The sequence below is a fragment of the Bacteroides sp. 1001136B_160425_E2 genome (assembly GCF_015559655.1).
Classification (GTDB): domain Bacteria; phylum Bacteroidota; class Bacteroidia; order Bacteroidales; family Bacteroidaceae; genus Bacteroides; species Bacteroides luhongzhouii.
This window is the reverse complement of sequence record NZ_JADMQH010000012.1, coordinates 69,783-88,303: the sequence shown is the minus strand read 5'-3', so window position 1 is coordinate 88,303 and position 18,521 is coordinate 69,783. Positions and strand designations below refer to the sequence as shown.

General features: G+C 41.2%; 16 protein-coding genes. 8 read left to right on the top strand and 8 right to left on the bottom strand.

The features are described 5' to 3' along the window. Positions 1-128 precede the first annotated feature (128 nt). The 7 genes from I2I04_RS13515 to I2I04_RS13485 all read left to right on the top strand — a co-directional run bounded on the left by I2I04_RS13515 (position 129) and on the right by I2I04_RS13485 (position 8,939). On the top strand, positions 129-1,328 hold the full coding sequence (locus I2I04_RS13515; protein ID WP_143259408.1) for an MFS transporter: 1,200 nt from the start codon (positions 129-131) through the stop codon (positions 1,326-1,328). Beyond that, the gene (gene nth / locus I2I04_RS13510; RefSeq protein WP_143259407.1) at positions 1,325-2,002 is read left to right on the top strand and encodes an endonuclease III; all 678 of its coding nucleotides are present in this window, start codon (positions 1,325-1,327) and stop codon (positions 2,000-2,002) included. Before I2I04_RS13515 ends, nth begins: the two co-directional genes overlap by 4 nt. A gap of 93 nt (positions 2,003-2,095) precedes the next feature. Then, complete coding sequence (locus I2I04_RS13505) at positions 2,096-3,355, top strand: phosphoglycerate kinase (protein ID WP_143259406.1); 1,260 nt, start codon at positions 2,096-2,098, stop codon at positions 3,353-3,355. Positions 3,356-3,447: 92 nt separating this feature from the next. Next, positions 3,448-4,416, top strand: a complete 969-nt coding sequence (locus tag I2I04_RS13500; protein WP_195655243.1) for an ABC transporter substrate-binding protein — start codon at positions 3,448-3,450, stop codon at positions 4,414-4,416. A gap of 10 nt (positions 4,417-4,426) precedes the next feature. Beyond that, positions 4,427-5,470, top strand: coding sequence for a porin (locus I2I04_RS13495; protein WP_143259404.1), 1,044 nt, complete (start codon positions 4,427-4,429; stop codon positions 5,468-5,470). Positions 5,471-5,539: 69 nt separating this feature from the next. Then, the gene (locus I2I04_RS13490) at positions 5,540-6,724 is read left to right on the top strand and encodes a DUF418 domain-containing protein (protein WP_195655242.1); all 1,185 of its coding nucleotides are present in this window, start codon (positions 5,540-5,542) and stop codon (positions 6,722-6,724) included. A gap of 7 nt (positions 6,725-6,731) precedes the next feature. Beyond that, positions 6,732-8,939 (top strand): tetratricopeptide repeat protein, encoded by a 2,208-nt coding sequence (locus I2I04_RS13485; RefSeq protein WP_195655241.1) that lies wholly within the window; start codon positions 6,732-6,734, stop codon positions 8,937-8,939. Between the two features lie 148 nt (positions 8,940-9,087). Here I2I04_RS13485 and I2I04_RS13480 read toward each other — a convergent pair whose 3' ends face one another. From I2I04_RS13480 to I2I04_RS13460, 5 genes are all read right to left on the bottom strand, one after another. Beyond that, on the bottom strand, positions 9,088-9,669 hold the full coding sequence (locus I2I04_RS13480; RefSeq protein WP_195655240.1) for a Maf-like protein: 582 nt from the start codon (positions 9,667-9,669) through the stop codon (positions 9,088-9,090). Positions 9,670-9,740: 71 nt separating this feature from the next. After that, positions 9,741-10,262 (bottom strand): KdsC family phosphatase, encoded by a 522-nt coding sequence (locus I2I04_RS13475; protein WP_008026011.1) that lies wholly within the window; start codon positions 10,260-10,262, stop codon positions 9,741-9,743. Next, positions 10,243-11,037, bottom strand: a complete 795-nt coding sequence (locus I2I04_RS13470) for a Rossmann-like and DUF2520 domain-containing protein (RefSeq protein WP_143259401.1) — start codon at positions 11,035-11,037, stop codon at positions 10,243-10,245. Before I2I04_RS13470 ends, I2I04_RS13475 begins: the two co-directional genes overlap by 20 nt. 7 nt (positions 11,038-11,044) lie before the next feature. Further along, positions 11,045-11,380 carry a hypothetical protein gene (locus I2I04_RS13465; protein WP_143259400.1) on the bottom strand — a complete coding sequence of 112 codons (336 nt, stop codon included), beginning with the start codon at positions 11,378-11,380 and terminating at the stop codon, positions 11,045-11,047. 2 nt (positions 11,381-11,382) lie between these two features. Further along, on the bottom strand, positions 11,383-11,919 hold the full coding sequence (locus tag I2I04_RS13460) for a nitroreductase family protein (RefSeq protein WP_004321512.1): 537 nt from the start codon (positions 11,917-11,919) through the stop codon (positions 11,383-11,385). A gap of 180 nt (positions 11,920-12,099) precedes the next feature. Between I2I04_RS13460 and I2I04_RS13455 the strand changes: the two genes are divergently transcribed. Then, complete coding sequence (locus tag I2I04_RS13455) at positions 12,100-12,324, top strand: hypothetical protein (RefSeq protein WP_143259399.1); 225 nt, start codon at positions 12,100-12,102, stop codon at positions 12,322-12,324. Between the two features lie 88 nt (positions 12,325-12,412). Here the strand turns inward: I2I04_RS13455 and I2I04_RS13450 are convergent, their stop codons facing one another. The 3 genes from I2I04_RS13450 to I2I04_RS13440 all read right to left on the bottom strand — a co-directional run bounded on the left by I2I04_RS13450 (position 12,413) and on the right by I2I04_RS13440 (position 18,287). Continuing rightward, complete coding sequence (locus I2I04_RS13450; protein WP_004321516.1) at positions 12,413-12,955, bottom strand: beta-class carbonic anhydrase; 543 nt, start codon at positions 12,953-12,955, stop codon at positions 12,413-12,415. A gap of 102 nt (positions 12,956-13,057) precedes the next feature. Continuing rightward, a complete protein-coding gene (locus I2I04_RS13445) occupies positions 13,058-15,088 on the bottom strand; it encodes a RagB/SusD family nutrient uptake outer membrane protein (protein ID WP_195655239.1) in 2,031 nt (676 codons plus the stop codon). 19 nt (positions 15,089-15,107) lie between these two features. Further along, positions 15,108-18,287 (bottom strand): SusC/RagA family TonB-linked outer membrane protein, encoded by a 3,180-nt coding sequence (locus I2I04_RS13440; RefSeq protein ID WP_143259397.1) that lies wholly within the window; start codon positions 18,285-18,287, stop codon positions 15,108-15,110. Positions 18,288-18,521 lie beyond the last annotated feature (234 nt).

The window sequence follows — 18,521 nt, the reverse complement described above, 5'->3', positions numbered from 1 at the left end:
TATGCCAATGTTCCCAATGAAACCGTCGGACGGTGATCGGGACATTGGCATATTCATCAACAGACCAATCAGACCAACCGCCCCGGGTTCCAACCCACGCGAATCGGCCGATTGAACGATCATTCATTATGGCAAAGGATAGACTCATTACTCCCAGTTATTGTTTCATCTTGGCAGCCAACTTCCTGCTCTACTTCGGCTTTTGGTTGTTGATTCCTGTTTTGCCGTTTTATTTATCCGAATTTTTCCAAACTGGAAATTCCACTATTGGCATTGTACTTTCCTGCTATACGGTAGCCGCCCTCTGCATCCGTCCGTTTTCCGGTTATCTGCTCGACACGTTTGCCCGCAAACCTCTTTATTTATTTGCTTACTTCATCTTTATGATGATGTTCGGCGGATACCTGATAGCCGGCTCCCTTACCTTATTTATTATATTCCGAATCATTCATGGCGTCTCTTTCGGAATGGTTACAGTAGGAGGAAACACGGTAGTGATAGACATTATGCCATCTTCCCGCCGCGGAGAAGGCTTAGGCTATTACGGGCTCACCAACAATACAGCTATGTCTATCGGACCGATGTTCGGACTGTTTCTGCACGATGCAGGAGTCTCTTTTGCTACAATCTTCTGTTATGCATTCGGTTCCTGCATTTTAGGTTTCCTATGTGCCGGTCTGGTGAAAACTCCCTATAAACCTCCTGTGAAACGGGAACCGATTTCACTCGACCGTTTCATTTTGATGAAAGGACTGCCAGCCGGACTTAGCCTGCTGTTACTTTCCATCCCCTACGGAATGACAACCAACTATGTCGCCATGTATGCCCGCCAAATCGGATTGAACACACAAACCGGATTCTTCTTTACCTTTATGGCTGTCGGCATGGCAATCTCCCGCATCTTTTCGGGGAAACTGGTGGATCGTGGAAAAATAACGCAAGTAATAATGGCCGGATTATATCTGGTTGTTTGCAGTTTCTTCCTGCTTTCAGCCTGTGTTTATCTGATTCAATGGAATGATACTGTTTGCAACATCCTGTTTTTTGGTATCGCATTGTTGATGGGGGTCGGATTCGGGATCATGTTTCCGGCATTTAATACGTTGTTTGTCAACCTCGCCCCCAATAGCCAGCGGGGAACAGCCACTTCCACTTATCTCACTTCCTGGGATGTAGGAATCGGTATCGGTATGCTGACCGGCGGATATATCGCAGAAATAAGTACATTTGATAAGGCCTATCTTTTCGGAGCCTGCCTGACGGTAGTTTCCGCTATCTATTTCAAACTAAAAGTGACGCCTCATTACCATAAAAACAAGCTACGATGAGAAAGAAAGAACGTTATGAGAAAGTAATCGCCTGGTTTCAGGACAACATTCCTGTAGCCGAAACCGAACTGCATTACAACAATCCGTATGAGTTGCTGATCGCTGTTATTCTTTCTGCACAATGCACGGACAAACGGGTGAATATCATTACCCCTCCTTTGTATAAAGATTTTCCGACTCCGGAAGCACTGGCAGCCACTACACCGGAAGTTATTTTCGAATATATACGAAGCGTGTCCTATCCGAACAACAAAGCCAAACATCTGGTTGGCATGGCAAAGATGCTGGTGAATGACTTCAACAGTCAGGTGCCCGACAATCTGGACGATTTGATAAAGTTGCCCGGTGTAGGAAGAAAAACGGCCAATGTCATCCAGTCGGTAGTGTTCAATAAAGCTGCAATGGCGGTAGATACACACGTATTCCGTGTCAGCCACCGCATCGGACTGGTGCCGGACAGTTGCACCACTCCGTTCAGTGTGGAAAAAGAATTGGTGAAGAATATTCCGGAAAAACTCATACCGATTGCTCACCATTGGCTCATTCTGCACGGTCGTTATGTTTGTCAGGCACGCACTCCCAAATGTGACACCTGTGGTTTGCAAATGATGTGCAAATATTTCTGTAACACCTATAAAGTTACGAAAGAGGAACCAAAAGCCAAGAATAAATAACGATTTAATAGCAAGGAACCGAAATAAATAGTAACTTTGCGGTCGTTCTAAAAGAAGAATTTTAAAAACACTTTTAAATAAAAATAGAGTATTATGCAGACAATTGACAAATTCAATTTTGCCGGTAAAAAGGCATTTGTTCGCGTGGACTTCAATGTACCCCTGGACGAAAACTTCAACATCACAGATGACACTCGTATGCGTGCAGCTCTTCCTACTTTGAAGAAGATCCTGGCAGACGGCGGAAGCATCATCATTGGCTCTCACCTGGGCCGTCCGAAAGGCGTTGCCGATAAATTCTCTTTGAAACATATCATCAAGCACCTGTCTGATTTGCTGGGCGTTGAAGTTCAGTTCGCTAACGACTGCATGGGCGAAGAAGCTGCTGTAAAAGCTGCTGCTCTGCAACCGGGAGAAGTGCTGTTGCTCGAAAATCTTCGCTTCTACGCTGAAGAAGAAGGCAAACCAAGAGGTTTGGCTGAAGATGCAACTGACGAAGAGAAAGCTGCTGCCAAGAAGGCAGTGAAAGAAAGCCAGAAAGAATTTACCAAGAAATTGGCTTCTTATGCTGACTGCTACGTAAACGACGCATTCGGTACAGCTCACCGTGCACACGCTTCTACAGCATTGATCGCTAAATATTTCGATGTAAACAATAAGATGTTCGGTTACCTGATGGAAAAAGAAGTGAAAGCCGTTGATAAAGTATTGAACGACATCAAACGTCCGTTCACTGCTATCATGGGTGGTTCCAAAGTTTCTTCTAAAATCGAAATCATCGAAAACCTGTTGAGCAAAGTAGACAACCTGATCATCGCTGGTGGTATGACTTATACATTTACTAAAGCAATGGGCGGTAAAATCGGTATCTCTATCTGTGAGGACGACAAACTTGACCTGGCTTTGGATTTGATGAAGAAAGCAAAAGAAAAAGGTGTAAACCTGATATTGGCTGTTGACGCTAAGATTGCTGACGCATTCTCTAACGATGCCAATACTAAATTCTGTGCTGTTGACGAAATTCCTGACGGATGGGAAGGCCTTGACATCGGTCCTAAGACTGAAGAAATCTTCGCTAACGTTATCAAAGAATCTAAAACTATTCTTTGGAACGGTCCTACAGGTGTATTCGAATTTGACAACTTCACTCACGGCTCACGTGCAGTAGGTGAAGCAATCGTTGAAGCAACTAAGAACGGCGCATTCTCACTTGTTGGTGGTGGCGACTCTGTAGCTTGTGTCAACAAGTTCGGTTTGGCTAGCGGTGTATCTTATGTTTCAACCGGTGGCGGCGCATTGCTCGAAGCAATCGAAGGAAAAGTTCTTCCGGGTATCGCTGCTATTCAAGAATAATAGAACTAGATAATTAGTTAATTTTTTAAATAGTTAATAATAAGAGGGCAGTTCTTTGTGAAAAGAGTTGCCCTTATTCATAAAAACGAGGTATGAAAAAACCGATACTACTTTTTTGGTTCATCCTTTTCTTCCTTTACTCCTGTCAGAGTAAAAAAGGAGACAGCTCTTTTTTACCTCTAACCGAACTGCAACCACTCACCCTGGGCATGATGCCTACACTGGACGGACTCCCTTTCCACATAGCTAAAACACAAGGTATCTACGATTCATTAGGATTGGACCTGAGCATTCTTTCATTCAACTCCGCCAACGATCGCGACGCCGCTTTCCTGATTAGGAAAATGGATGGCATGATTACCGACTATCCCAGCGCAATAGTGCTGCAAGCTATCCATCATGCTGATTTAGGATTTATCTTGAAAAATAATGGTTACTTTTGCTTCATTGTCTCTAAAGAAAGTAATATCAACCAACTGGAACAACTCAAGGAAAAGAATATCGCTGTGTCACGCAACACAGTTATTGAATATGCTACTGACCAGTTATTAAGCAAAGCCGGAATCAGTCTTTCGGAAATGAATATGCCGGAAATCGGTCAGCTTCCTCTCCGCCTGCAAATGTTGCAGTACAATCAGATCGACGCCTCTTTCCTGCCCGACCCTGCCGCATCTATCGCCATGAACAGCAAACATCGTTCATTGGTGAGCACACAAGAACTGGGCATTGATTTTACAGCTACCGCTTTTTCACGAAAAGCGCTCAACGAAAAAAGAAAAGAAATCGAACTACTCATCACAGGCTATAATCTGGGAGTAGATTATATAAAAATGCATCCACAAAAGGAATGGGAGCAAGTGCTGATTGAAATAGGTGTACCGGAAAATCTGACAGGACTTGTCGCCCTCCCCAATTATCAAAAAGCAAAACGCCCTTCGGCTGAAGGGATAGATAAAGCTATACAGTGGTTGAAAGAAAACCACCGAATCCCCGAAACCTACGCTGAAAAGAATCTGATTGACACAACGTATATCCCCACAATATCAACCAAAATCAAATAACAACTAACTCATGCGAAAAACACTACTCCAATTCTTAACCTTTGTTTTATGCATTACAGGTATGCAAAATCCGCTCCTGGCACAGGAGCAGACACCATTAAATCAAGTTGTCAACACACTGAAAGAACGGATTAGCCTCTCCGGATATGCCCAATTGGGATATACTTATGACGATGCAGCGAATCCGGATAATACATTCGACATCAAACGAATCATTTTCATGGCACACGGAAAGATCACCAAACGGTGGACTTGTGATTTTATGTATGACTTCTACAATGGAGGCATGTTACTCGAAGTGTATACCGATTATCAGTTTCTCCCCGGACTTACGGCACGTATCGGTGAATTCAAGGTTCCTTATACCATAGAAAATGAATTATCTCCTACCACAGTAGAACTCATTAATTGTTATTCGCAGTCTGTTTGTTACCTGGCAGGAGTAAGCGGCAGCGATAAGTGTTACGGAATGACGTCCGGACGGGATATCGGTATGATGCTTCACGGGAAATTATTTCGTGACTTCCTGCAATATAAGGTGGCTGTAATGAATGGACAAGGATTGAACACCAAAGACAAAAACAGTCAAAAAGATGTGGTCGGTAACTTGATGGTTAATCCGCTGAAATGGTTATCCGTGGGTGGTTCGTTTATCCGCGGAACAGGACATGCCATAGCAGATTCGGAATATACCGGAATCAAAGCTGGAGAAAATTACGCCAAGAAACGTTGGAGTGCAGGAGGGGTTGTCACCACTTCCACCTTTAATCTGCGTACGGAATATCTCGGCGGAAAAGACAGGAATGTGAAAAGTGAAGGTTTCTATGCAACAGGCAGCGTACGCTTCGCCCGGAATTTCGATTTCATCGCTTCTTATGACTATTTCAACCCGAATAAAGCTGCCGACTTCAAACAGAATAATTATATTGCAGGCGTACAGTACTGGTTTTATCCCAGATGCCGCTTACAAGCACAATATACTTTTTGCGACAAGCAAGGAGACGGACAAAAAGACTCCAATCTGATACAGGCACAAGTGCAGGTAAGATTTTAATTTAACGAAGAATCTTATATTATCAGGCACGGATTACATAAACCAATTAATAACAGAAACCAAGAAATCATGGAACACAAAATCGCCGAAACCAACGCCCGAATAGACGTGGCCGACGTATTAAGAGGATTAGCAGTAATGGGAATTATTCTCTTACACAGTATTGAACACTTTAATTTCTACTCCTTCCCGGAAGAAGTACCTTTTGAATGGATGAAATTTACCGATCAGGCTATTTGGAGAGGATTATTCTTCACATTCAGTAACAAAGCATACGCTGTATTTGCCCTGCTCTTCGGTTTCAGTTTCTATATTCAAGACAACAACCAACAACGGAGAGGGAAAGATTTCCGCTTGCGATTTTTATGGAGATTATTCATTCTCTTCATTATAGGACAGTTCAATGCCGCCTTCTTTACCGGTGAAATATTGACTATGTATGCGATTTTAGGAATTATCCTTCCGATATTCTGCCGGATGAGTGACCGCACGGTTATCATCTTCGCTACTTTACTAATTTTACAACCTATCGATTGGGGGAAATTGATTTATGCTTTGTGTAATCCTGACTATGTGGCAGGAAAAAGTTTGGCAGGTTATTATTTCAGCATTGCTTTCGACGTGCAAAAGAATGGAACGTTCCTCGAAACAGTCCGCATGAATATGTGGGAAGGACAACTGGCCAATATGACCTGGGCACTGGAACATGGACGTATCTTACAGACACCGGGATTATTCTTATTCGGAATGCTTGTCGGTCGCCGCAAATATTTCCTGTACAGCGAACAGAACGAACGCCTGTGGCTAAAGGCATTGGCCGTTTCACTTCTCTGCTTCTTCCCCATCTACGGATTGAACAATATGTTGCCGGAATTCATCGAACGAAGTGCCGTCCTTGTTCCCCTCCAATTGATTTTAAGTTCATTCAGCAGCCTTAGCTTCATGGTATTGCTGGTAACAGGATTACTGCTGACTTTCTACCGCGTAAAGGACCGCAGCTTCTTTATGCGTTTCACATCTTATGGTAAAATGAGTTTAACAAACTATCTCGGACAATCTATTTTCGGTTCTCTTTTGTTCTATCATTGGGGATTCGAACTTGGAAGGTATTTAGGAATCACTTACAGTTTCCTTTTTGGCATCCTTTTTGTTATATTACAAATGGTATTCTGTTCGTGGTGGCTCCGGCACCATAAACACGGTCCTTTTGAGGGTCTCTGGAAACGTTTGACCTGGATTGGAAAAAATAAATAATAAAATAATGATGAACGAAAAAACGATTAATGAACAATACGCATATATACGTACTTTACTTGAAGAGAAAAGACTCAAAGAGGCCCTAATGCAGTTGGAATCTTTGCTGTGGCAGTGTCCCGACTGGGATTTGCGCACTCGCCTGGAACAATTGCAGACCTCTTACAAATATATGCTGGAATACATGAAACAGGGAGCAAACGACCCTGAACGGTGGAATCTGTATCAGAAAATGGTAGCAGACACCTGGGGAATTGCCGACCAATCACGTCTGCTCATGTTGGATAATGCTTCATCAAGATACTATCATGAAGTACGCCGCACTCCCGTATCGGCGGACTTGGCTAACTATGGTATAAAAACAATATTACACATGCTGGAGTCATTTAATGACGACTTGGCAGTCAGCGGATTACTGTCTGACGAAAAGATGGATGAAGTATTAAAGCGGCATGAAGATACGCTCAAGTTTATGTTTATAAGAACATGGACAAACAGCGCATGGACTCCCGAAGACGAGGAAGACGCAAAAGCCATGCTTACCTCGGAATTACTTCCGGGAGATGACTTATGCTTATTTGTCAGTGCCCTTACATTGAGCTTGATGGAATGTTTCGACTTACGAAAAATAGTGTGGCTGCTCAATGCTTACGAACACCCTAACGTCAACATCAGCCAACGGGCATTGGTAGGTACAATGATTATTTTCCACATCTACAGAAACCGTCTTCCTTTTTATCCGGAACTCATCAAAAGGGTAGATCTGATGGAGGAAATACCTTCATTCAGAGAAGACGTCGCACGTATATACCGCCAAATGCTATTATGTCAGGAAACGGAAAAGATTGATAAAAAGATGAGGGAAGAGATTATTCCTGAAATGCTGAAGAATGTCTCCTCCATGAAAAATATGCGGTTCGGTTTTGAAGAAAACGATGAAGAAAACAATGATATGAACCCGGATTGGGAAGATGCATTCGAGAAGTCCGGTCTGGGGGATAAATTGCGTGAAATGAACGAACTGCAGCTAGAGGGCGCAGATGTGTATATGAGTACTTTTGCCGCATTGAAAAATTATCCGTTCTTCCGCGAGGTACATAACTGGTTTTATCCATTCAGCAAACAACAGTCCAATGTGCACAAAGCAATGAAGCAAGCGGGAAATCAGGGAGGCAGTCTGTTGGACTTAATTCTTCAATCGGGATTTTTCAGCAACAGCGATAAGTACTCGCTCTTTTTCACGATTCATCAATTGCCACAGTCGCAACAGGATATGATGTTGAGTCAGCTGAACGAACAGCAGGTGGCAGAATTGGCAGAGAAATCGAATGTTGAAACAATGAAGAGGTTCAATGAACGTCCGGGGACGGTCAGCAACCAATACCTGCACGACTTGTACCGTTTCTTCAAACTTAGTGTACGCAAGAGTGAGTTCAGAGATATTTTTAAAGAGAAACTCGATCTTCATCACGTTCCTGCACTTGACAATATATTGTGTTGGAAAGATGTATTGTTCCCCATTGCCGATTTTTATCTGTCAAAAGAACGTTGGGACGAGGCTACCGAAATTTATGAAGAACTGGAGTATATCGGAGGATTCAAAGGAGAAAGTGCGGAATGTTATCAGAAGTTTGGCTATGCATTGCAGAAAAGAAAAAAATACGCAGAAGCTATTCAGGCTTATCTGAAAGCAGACACGCTGAAGCCGGATAATATCTGGAACAATCGCCACCTGGCTATTTGTTACCGGCTAAACAGAAACTATCAGGCTGCACTCACTTATTATAAAAAGGTAGAAGAAGCTGCTCCGGAAGATACCAATGTGACTTTCTATATCGGTAGTTGCCTGACTGAATTGGGACAATATGAGGAAGCTCTGAATTATTTCTTCAAGTTGGATTTCATCGAGAACAATTGTATAAAGGCATGGCGCGGCATCGGTTGGTGCTCGTTCATCAACCAGAAATATGAACAGGCGATGAAATATTATGAAAAGATTATTGGACAAAAGCCGCTGGCTATTGATTATATGAACGCAGGACATGTGGCCTGGGTAATGGGAGATATTCAGAAAGCTGCCGCTTTCTACGGAAAAGCCATTACGGCTAGTGGAAACCGGGAAAGATTCCTGGAGATGTTCCATAAAGATAAAGACTCTCTTCTCATACAAGGGATTCGGGAAGAAGACATTCCTCTGATGCTGGATTTATTATAGTCTCCTGCATCTTTCAATTTGGGATATTCAGTAAATGTCCCTGCTTAAGAATACAGAAAAAGGCTGTCTCAAAATAGAAAATGAGGCAGCCTTCTCATATTATTGGGTTGAGTAGAGATGAGATAGTCAGATAGATTCACGAGCCCTACTATAACTTTTTCAACTCTCCATACAACTTCTGTATGGGAAGTCCCATAATATTATAGAAGCTACCTGAAATTGATTTCACCCCGATATACCCGATCCATTCCTGAACGCCATAGGCTCCTGCCTTATCCATCGGCAGATAGCGATCGACATAATACAGGATTTCATCTTCTGACAAGACATCAAACAATACTTCGGAGGAAGCAGTAAAGCTTTTTTGCCATTCGGTGGTAGCCAGGCAAACACCTGTGAAAACCTGATGAGAATTTCCCGAAAGAGCACGAAGCATTTCAATGGCTCCTTCCCTGCCCTCCGGTTTTCCAAGTACTTTTCCATCCAGCCAGACTATGGTATCTGCTGTAATCAATAATTCTCCCGGCTCCATCATGGTACGATAGGCATCCGCCTTTTCACGAGCAATATATTCGGGTATTTCAGCACCAACCAATGTATCCGGATATGACTCGTCTACATCCGGCAATGTTCTGACTACATAATCTACTCCCAAGCCTGACATCAGTTCTTTCCGACGGGGAGAATTGGAGGCTAATATAATCTGATATTTCTTTAAGTTATCAAGCATTATTTTATTTACAATTTGACGATTTACTATTTATGATTGAAAATACTTTTTATTGATGTTACCAGTTGATCTCACCAGCCGAAAGCATCTTCTGCCATCCATAGACCATGAGCTTTCAATACCTGCTCCACTACATCACGCCCGCAACCACGTCCGCCGTCTGCATAAGAAATATACTTTGCTACGGATTTCACTTCCGGCACGGCATCTTTCGGACAACATGGAAGTCCGCATTCACGCATCACTTCAATATCAGGAACATCATCTCCCATATAAAGAATTTCATCATCGGTTAATCCATATTTATCACGAAAATCACGATAATCGTGTATCTTGACGGCAGATCCCATATACAGATCCTTCACTCCCAGTCCTTCAAAACGGATACGCACTGCTTCTGTACGACCACCGGTGATGATGGCTATGTGAAGTCCCTTTTTCACAGCCAACTGGATAGCGTACCCATCTTTGATATTCACGGTACGCATCGGTTCTCCGGAAGGATGCAGAGGTACAGTTGTCGAACTCAATACTCCGTCTACGTCAAAAGCTAAAGCCTTGATACGAGATAAATCATAGTTGATGGTGCTCATGGATACTTTTGCTCATTAATTTATATATTTCCTGCAATGCCGGAGAATCTACCAACATGGCAAGATGATTGCTAATCACATTCTCATCATAACGGACAGCGGGTCCGGTCTGTGCATCATGCGGTGCCAGTTCGTGCACTTTACGTGCTGTTTCGTCTATCAGCGGAAGCATGACATCAAAAGGCAAGTTATACCTTTCAAGCAAATCAGCAGCTAATGCATACATGTGATTTGTGAAGTTACAGATAAAAACAGCTGCCAAATGAAGGCTTTTACGCTGCTCGGAAGAAGCTTCGTAAACTTTCTCCGAAAGAGCGGCAGCAACAGCTTTCAAGAACTCTACATCTTCCGGTCGTTTCGCTTCAACAAAGAAAGGTACTTCCTGAAAATTGACTTCACGTTGTTTGCTGAATGTCTGCATCGGATAAAATACCCCATACCGTTCTGCATGCCCTTCCCAGATACTCATCGGGATACTTCCCGCTGTATGCACCAACAATGAATTCTGTTTCCCTTCTGTTATCTGCGGCAACAAATCTACCAAAGCGGCATCTTTCAAAGATACGATATACAATTTGGCATCTTTGGAAATTTCCTGCAAATCTGTGGTATATTCAGCTTCCACTTTCTCGGCTAAAGTACGGGCAGATTCCATTGTCCGGCTATATACCTGCACAATGCGGAATCCTTTATGATAGAGAGCTTTCGCCAGATTAGTAGCCAGGTTGCCTGCACCGATAAACACAATCGGTGTATCTTCTATACTTCTCTTCATTATTTCTTTACCGTTTTGCAAACCAGAATAAAATGATTCCGACAATGAGCAGAGTCAATGGCAACAGATACCCGGATAACGAACCCAGCAATGATATTACCAGACTGATATTCATCACCAGCCAAAGACCAAGCAACACAAAACCAATTGATTTGTCACGTTTAAAAATAAGAAAACAGATCGAAGCATACAATAACATATTGTCCTTATTCATCACCCAAGGTAGTCCAACAGTAGAGAAATGAATCAGTTTATCAATCAGATAAAGTGCTCCGATAACGATAAAGGTAACAGCAGTAGCCAAATAAGTATCTTTGCTGTTACTCGCTTTAGCAGCTCCCATATTTATTTTCCTCCGAATTTATTTATGTGAATTTTCTCCCATTGAAGATGTTCTTCGTTGAAAGGTTTACGTTCCATCCCTTTATGTCCGATAGCAATAACGGAAAGAATTTGAAGTTGCAAAGGAATATCCAGGATTCCATGAACAAATTCATCGGAAGGCATTCCGGTAGCAGTGAAACGTTCGCGAACCTGCACCCAGCAGCTTCCCAAACCCAAATCTTCAGCCTGCAACTGTATCATGATGGAAGCAATAGAAGCATCTTCAATCCAAACATCACTGGCCAACGGATCGGCCATTACCACAATTGCTAAAGCTGCGTCGGCAATGAATGAAGAAGCCTGTTCCTTGCAATGAGACAATTCTTTCAATACCTCTTTATCATCAATCACTACAAACTGCCAACTATTACTACGTTTGGAAGAAGGAGACATCAAAGCTGCTTTCATCAACGTAACTACCTGATCTTGTGTCAACTCTTCATCGGTGAACTTCCGCATACTACGACGGTTCTTTATTAATTCACTGAAATTTTCCATATTATTTTTTGGTCTCATTTGATTAATGTATGCAAAGATAATGCAAACCGAGCGTAATAGGAAATAAAAGTATCTTTTTCATTTCTATTGTCAGAAGGGAATCTATGACATGAAAAGAGCGCCAAATACTCCACTAAATGAAGAATATATTGTATCTTTGCACAGATAAATAATTTCATTATGAAAAAGCGAATTACACAAGACGATTACATTAAAGCGAATCGTAAAGCTAGCCGTGAGGCAGAAATCGAGATGTACGGGCACCCTATTTGTCACAAACGAGTGCACCAGTCAAAGAAAGTATATAACCGCAGAAAGATAAAGGCAGCCGATAAAAAGCTGCCTTATTTTTTTGTCTTCAAAATGGCGTCACTATCCCCCAGACATAGCGACACTATGCAATAGAAATGGCGTCACTATCATGATAGGATAGTGTCACTATATTTAGGAGGTTAAAAAAGAAGGTTATCTATTTACCTATCTATCTAATTATCTATACAATCCGAGTTAATTCCCCGGTCGTAGAATCAATAATAAACCCGTAGACTGTCACATCTGAAGGGATCAAAGGATGGCGCACGATAAAATCGACTGTTCCTCTCACCGACTTTTCCGTATCTTCGAAACCATCCAGCCACGAATGAAAGTCAACTCCGCAGAAGCGCATCATGTCAATATAATCCGGATTGATTCCGCGTGCTTTCATTTTTTCGAGCATTTCTTCACTGTGCATGTGGCAAGCTCCACAATCAGAATGAGCAATCACCATTATTTCCTCCACACCCAGTTCAAAAATAGCAACGAGTAAACTACGTATTACGCTACCGAAAGGATGGGAAATAACACCACCTGCATTTTTTATCATTTTCACATCGCCATTCTTAATTCCTAGTGCGGCTGGAAGCAAAGCAGTCAGTCGGGTGTCCATACAGGAAAGAATAGCTATTTTCTTATCGGGATATTTATTGGTAATATACGATTCGTATCCCTTGTTCTCAACAAATTGCTTGTTGTAAGCTAAAATTTCTTCTAACATAGTTCCGCTTTTTAAAAGTTCTGTTCGATTACACAAAGATATAAAAAAAGGGACATATCATCACGACATATCCCCTCTTTAATTAAAATTTAATCTGTATTGCTATTGTAAAAATCCATCCAGACCAGACTTAGCTGTTGTACCGTATCCATTATCTCCATATTCTTCAGCATTATCAATCTGTTGAAGGAATGTTTGTGATATAGGACGCCATATATTATAAGATTTGAAGCTAGAAGCAGCACGTTTGTTATATTTCGCCAAACGAGTTGAGAATGCTTGATGACGCTGCAACAATGCCCAACGTGAATGTTCTCCACAAAGTTCACGTGCATATTCGTCGTAGATATCTTCTTCGGTGACAGTAGTCAGCTTGTAAGACGACTCCGAAGCTCCGGTGCGAGCTGCACGGGCACGAAGCGTATTCAAATATCCTGCAGCTTTTGTACCGTTACCTAAATGCTGTTCGGCCTCGGCAGCAATCAAATAAACTTCTGCCATACGCATCACAAAAATATCACCATTACGAATTTGCAAGTTACTTCCATAATATACCCCTTCATAACTCCAGATAAACTTATTCAGACATGGATATGTTGCATATACTTTTGAAGTACGATCATAATCGCTAGGCATATCGTTCTGTGTTTTTACGTAATTGCCATTTGTATCAAACAAATCATCGATATTCACACATGCATAAACACGATCTTTCTTGTCTTCCGCTGACAAAGGTTCTTTGGACAAATAAAGAAAGAAACGATTATCATCCGCAGGCAATGGATAATCTATTACATATACTTTTTTAGGAGTCATCAATGTTGATACATCCCCTGTAGTCACCCCTTTGGGCCACACAGATGCTGTATACTGATTTCCTCCATGAGACATCGTTTTGCCATCACAATCAACATAGGGATAAATTTTTTCACCCACATGAGAAGCATCAATACCATACTTCTGACATAAATCGCTAGTCAAAGTCACTATATTCTTAGTATATGGAATCCATGCCACTTTTGCCATAGAAAATGCCCCGAAAGCAGTCTGGAATGAATTCTCCCAACGTTTATCCCAAGTTGGTTCAAAGCAGTCCAACAAATATTTAGATGGTGCGCAGTTGCCATTGTTGGTACGTCCATAAAAATAGTTCTGTTTGTCAGATGTAATCTTACTAATATCCGACAGGTTCGTCTGATTCCAGTAAGTATACGTAAACAATTTATTATATCCCGCATTCGAATAATCCCATGCGTCATCATCACCGGCATCACAACCTGCTGCAACAAAAAGCGCTTCTTTATTAGTACGGTTGTTGCCATCAGCCCACATATCTGATATATCATTATAAAGATAACCTCCGTAAGTACCTCCGCCGGCTTCTGTATCCGCAATAAAGCTTTCCGCAACATCTGCCGCTCTTTGCCAGTAAGAAACACCATTCTCGTTCAATCCCTGACCGGCTCCTTGTATGTAGGCACGAGCCAAAAGTCCCATAGCCGATTTTCTTGAAACACGGGCACGATTATTACCGTAAGGAGTTGTATTCAGATTATCCGCAGCATACTTCAAATCATCAATAATGTATGAATAAATTTCCGACAATGTATTCCGTTTAGGTTCCAACACAATATTATTTCCCGCTTCATTCATGCAAAGAGTGATCGGACCAAAGTAAGTAGTCAATATCAGATGATAAAAGCCACGCAAACAACGAGCTTCGGCTGTTAGCACACGAATATCATCCGCATTTCCTTCTACACTTTCCGCACGGTTTATAACCGTATTACATATCCCCAAAGCAGTATACGCCTGCATAAATAATTTATCCCATGCCTTATCTTTACTCGGCGTCAGAGATTCATAGTAAAAAAGTTCTTTTGAGTTATCATTATTATTTGCCGTCAACCACGTATCCGTACCAGCCTCTGCAACAGATAAAAAGTCTGTCACAGTATACAACTGACTATAAATAGGATTATAACACTGGGTTTGCATTCCGTACCACCCGTCAAACGTAGCCAACGTTTCTTCGCCGGTAACTTCCATTGGATTATATTCATCCAATGAACATGAATTGATAGTAACCATCGCACACAATGCTAAGGCCACATTATATACTAATTTCTTCATTATTTATCAGTTTAGAGAATTAAAATGAAAGATTAAGACCAAAGACCAACTGTTTTGTCAATGGATAGTTCAAACCACCATTCATTTCCGGATCATAATCCTTCAACAAATGACTTTTTGCAATAACGAATGGATTAGTAATCGTTCCATACACACGGAGCTTGCCCAATCCCAGTTTTTTAGCCAATTTATCAGGCATAGTATATCCCAATGTTATATTCTTTATTTTAAAGAATGATCCATCTACATACGACAACGCTGCAAAGCCCGGATAATAGCTCAACTTATCCTTGATAGAAGCATCCATAGCAGGAAAATCGTTCGAAGGATTTGTTTCAGACCATACATTAAAATAAGTAGGATAGTTGTTCAACCCTGTCGGGTCATAATCCGTTAATACAGAATATTTAATCATCTGTCCCCAACGCATATACATATAAATACTTAAATCAAAATCTTTATATGTCAAAGTATTCTGGAAACCCATTGTCCAATCCGGAGAGTTATGTCCCAATACTTGATAATCATCAGCAGACACAGAATATGTATTAGAAGCATCATAACGGATTTCCTGTCCGTCAGCATTCACTTTCGTATAGTAGACACTACCGTCCGTATCCGTATGCCGCACCATATCAGGCACATTGATCTTTATAGATCCCGGTTTCAGTCCAAACACAGCAGCATCAGCTTCTTCACCTTTCTGCCAGATACCATCCAGTTTGTAGTGATAAAAAGAGTTGATTGCACTACCTACCGCATAAGTATAATCGCCATTGATTACTTTATCATTAGCAGTTCCGGTCAGTTTCGTAATCTCTTCCTTATTATATGCAAAAGTCAGAGCCGATGTCCATTGAAAATTTTTAGTTTCAATGTTGCGGGTATTCAAAGCAAACTCAAGACCTTTATTTTTAGTCTCACACAAGTTTATATTGGTCAGATATTGCTCTTTAGAACTATAGGAACCGTTCACTACAGGTAATGATTTTTTCCATATCACACCTTCCGTCTTAGTCTTATACATATCCAATGTCACATTGATACGATTATTCAGGAAAGAAGCATCAATACCGATATTGGTGTTCTTTGAACGTTCCCATGTCAGTTCCGGATTAGCTATTATTTTAGTGAGATTATAAATCTGCGTTTTTTCACCACCTAACGTCAACCATCCGGACTCCAGAGAAGAAGAGGAAGAATAAGGATCAATACTGGCCGTACCAGAAATACCGTAACCCACACGAATTTTTAAATTATCCAACCAGTTTCTTGTACTTTCCATAAACTTCTCGTCAGAAATACGCCATCCCAATGAAACAGCCGGGAAATTAGACCATTTATGATCTTTAGCCAAACGTGAAGAACCATCCCGACGAATAGAAGCAGAAAGCAAATACCTACCCAATAGAGAGTAGTTGATACGTCCTACTAATCCGACTCCTTTAGACATGGTATAACTGGACGAGTTCTTCTGAACGGCAGCTTTTTCCAATCCTTCCCACAAATATTTGTTGTTAGCAATACCTGTTCCTGTCATTTCCGTGTTATCCGTCTGGTTATGATTCCAGGTAGACACACCAGTAAGCGTAAATTCATGTATCTTAGCAATATTAAAGTTGTAAGTTACGATATTTTCCCACTTATAATTATATGATCTGTTTTGAGTAATCTTGGCATTCGTATCTGTCTCTACATTTCCTCCCGCTTTGTAAAAGTTGTACGAGCCATCTCCCTGGAAACTATTCGAACGGGAATAAGTCAACGTCCCATTCACGCGTGACTCCCATGTCAATCCTTTAATCGGAGTTATTTTAATATAAGGATTCACATACAGTTTTGTATTCTGGGATTGGTTTCTCCAATTACTTTTATTATTCATCAAAAGATTCAAATAGCTGGCATCCCCTTCAATCGGATAAGGATTAACATTGCCATTCTCGTCATAGATTTCACCGTAAGGAATAGCCGTCATACCATCTTGAATCTTTGCAAAAGGCTTATTCTGATGCACATAAGATGCCTGGATACTAATTCCTGTAGTAAACCATTTATTGATTGTGTGATCAATGCGAATATTTGTTGAATACAATTTATAATTATCATCGTTGTATTGTCCGTTTTCATCCGAAAAATTCATAGACATATAAGCCTTTGTATTTTTTGTACCTCCTGAAACCGACAAACTATAATTCTGAACAGTCCCCGTATGCAACAATTCATCTACCCAGTCAATGTATTTCCCGTTTTGATAAGCTTCATAATAAGCAGGGTTAGTAAACATATTGGCATCATCCACATAAGTACCCGCATTTTTATGGGCTGTACGCAAACCCTCCATGTAGGTTTCTCCTTGGCGGACTTCCGGCATTGTAGACCAGCTGTTTATACCAAAAAAGGCATTAAAATTGGCAGTCAATTTTCCTTCTTTTCCACCTTTGGTAGTAATGATTACAACACCATTGGCACCGGAAGAACCATAGACAGCCGTAGAAGAAGCATCTTTCAACACTTCAATAGATTCAATATCATTCGGATTCAGTGTCGCATAGTCACCCGGCATCCCGTCAATAATAAACATAGGATTACCACTTGCCGTCAATGAACGGTTACCGCGCAATTGCATTTTCACTCCTGAACCCGCTTGGCCCGATTCTCTCGTAATATCCAATCCCGCTACTTTTCCCTGCAATGCTTCCATCGGATTTGTACCCGGATTCATCGTAATGTCTTCCGATTTCACAGAAGCAACCGCTCCTGTTAAATCACGTTTCTTCACTGCACCGTAGCCAATAACAACCACTTCATCCAATGCCTGCGTATCCGAAATCATTTTCACATTGACCGGTCCGTTGCCCGTCACAGTCACCGTCTGTCCTTTGTAACCGATATAAGAAATGACCAGTTCTTTTCTTCCCGCCGGAAGATCAATAGAGAAGTTACCGTTAAAATCAGTAATCGTACCTGTACTTGTTCCTTTCACAACGATAGAAACTCCAATCAGCGGCTCCCCGCTTTCATCAATGATAGTTCCTTTCACAGTTTTCGTTTGTGTGACAACTTGCACCATAGTATTAGAAACTCCATCTTCCGCATAAACAGCGTATGACAGAGGGGCAGCCAATAAAGACAACCCTAAAATCATGGAAGCGCGTCTATGATGATTCTTCCATGCTTCAACAAATGCATTACATCTCATTCGTTCTAATTTAAAGTTAATATTAATTCTCGTTGTTTTGCAAAAACTATTTGATTATAATCTTAATTTAAGACGAACCTGATTTTAATACGTACTCACTTTTCATACCATATTTCTCCTATAAAATACATTTTTCCATTAAATACGCAAAGATATATTATACTTTACTTCAAGCAACTCCAACAAATTCTTTGTTTTGTTGTTGAATAAAGAATAAAAAGTGTAAATTTGTAC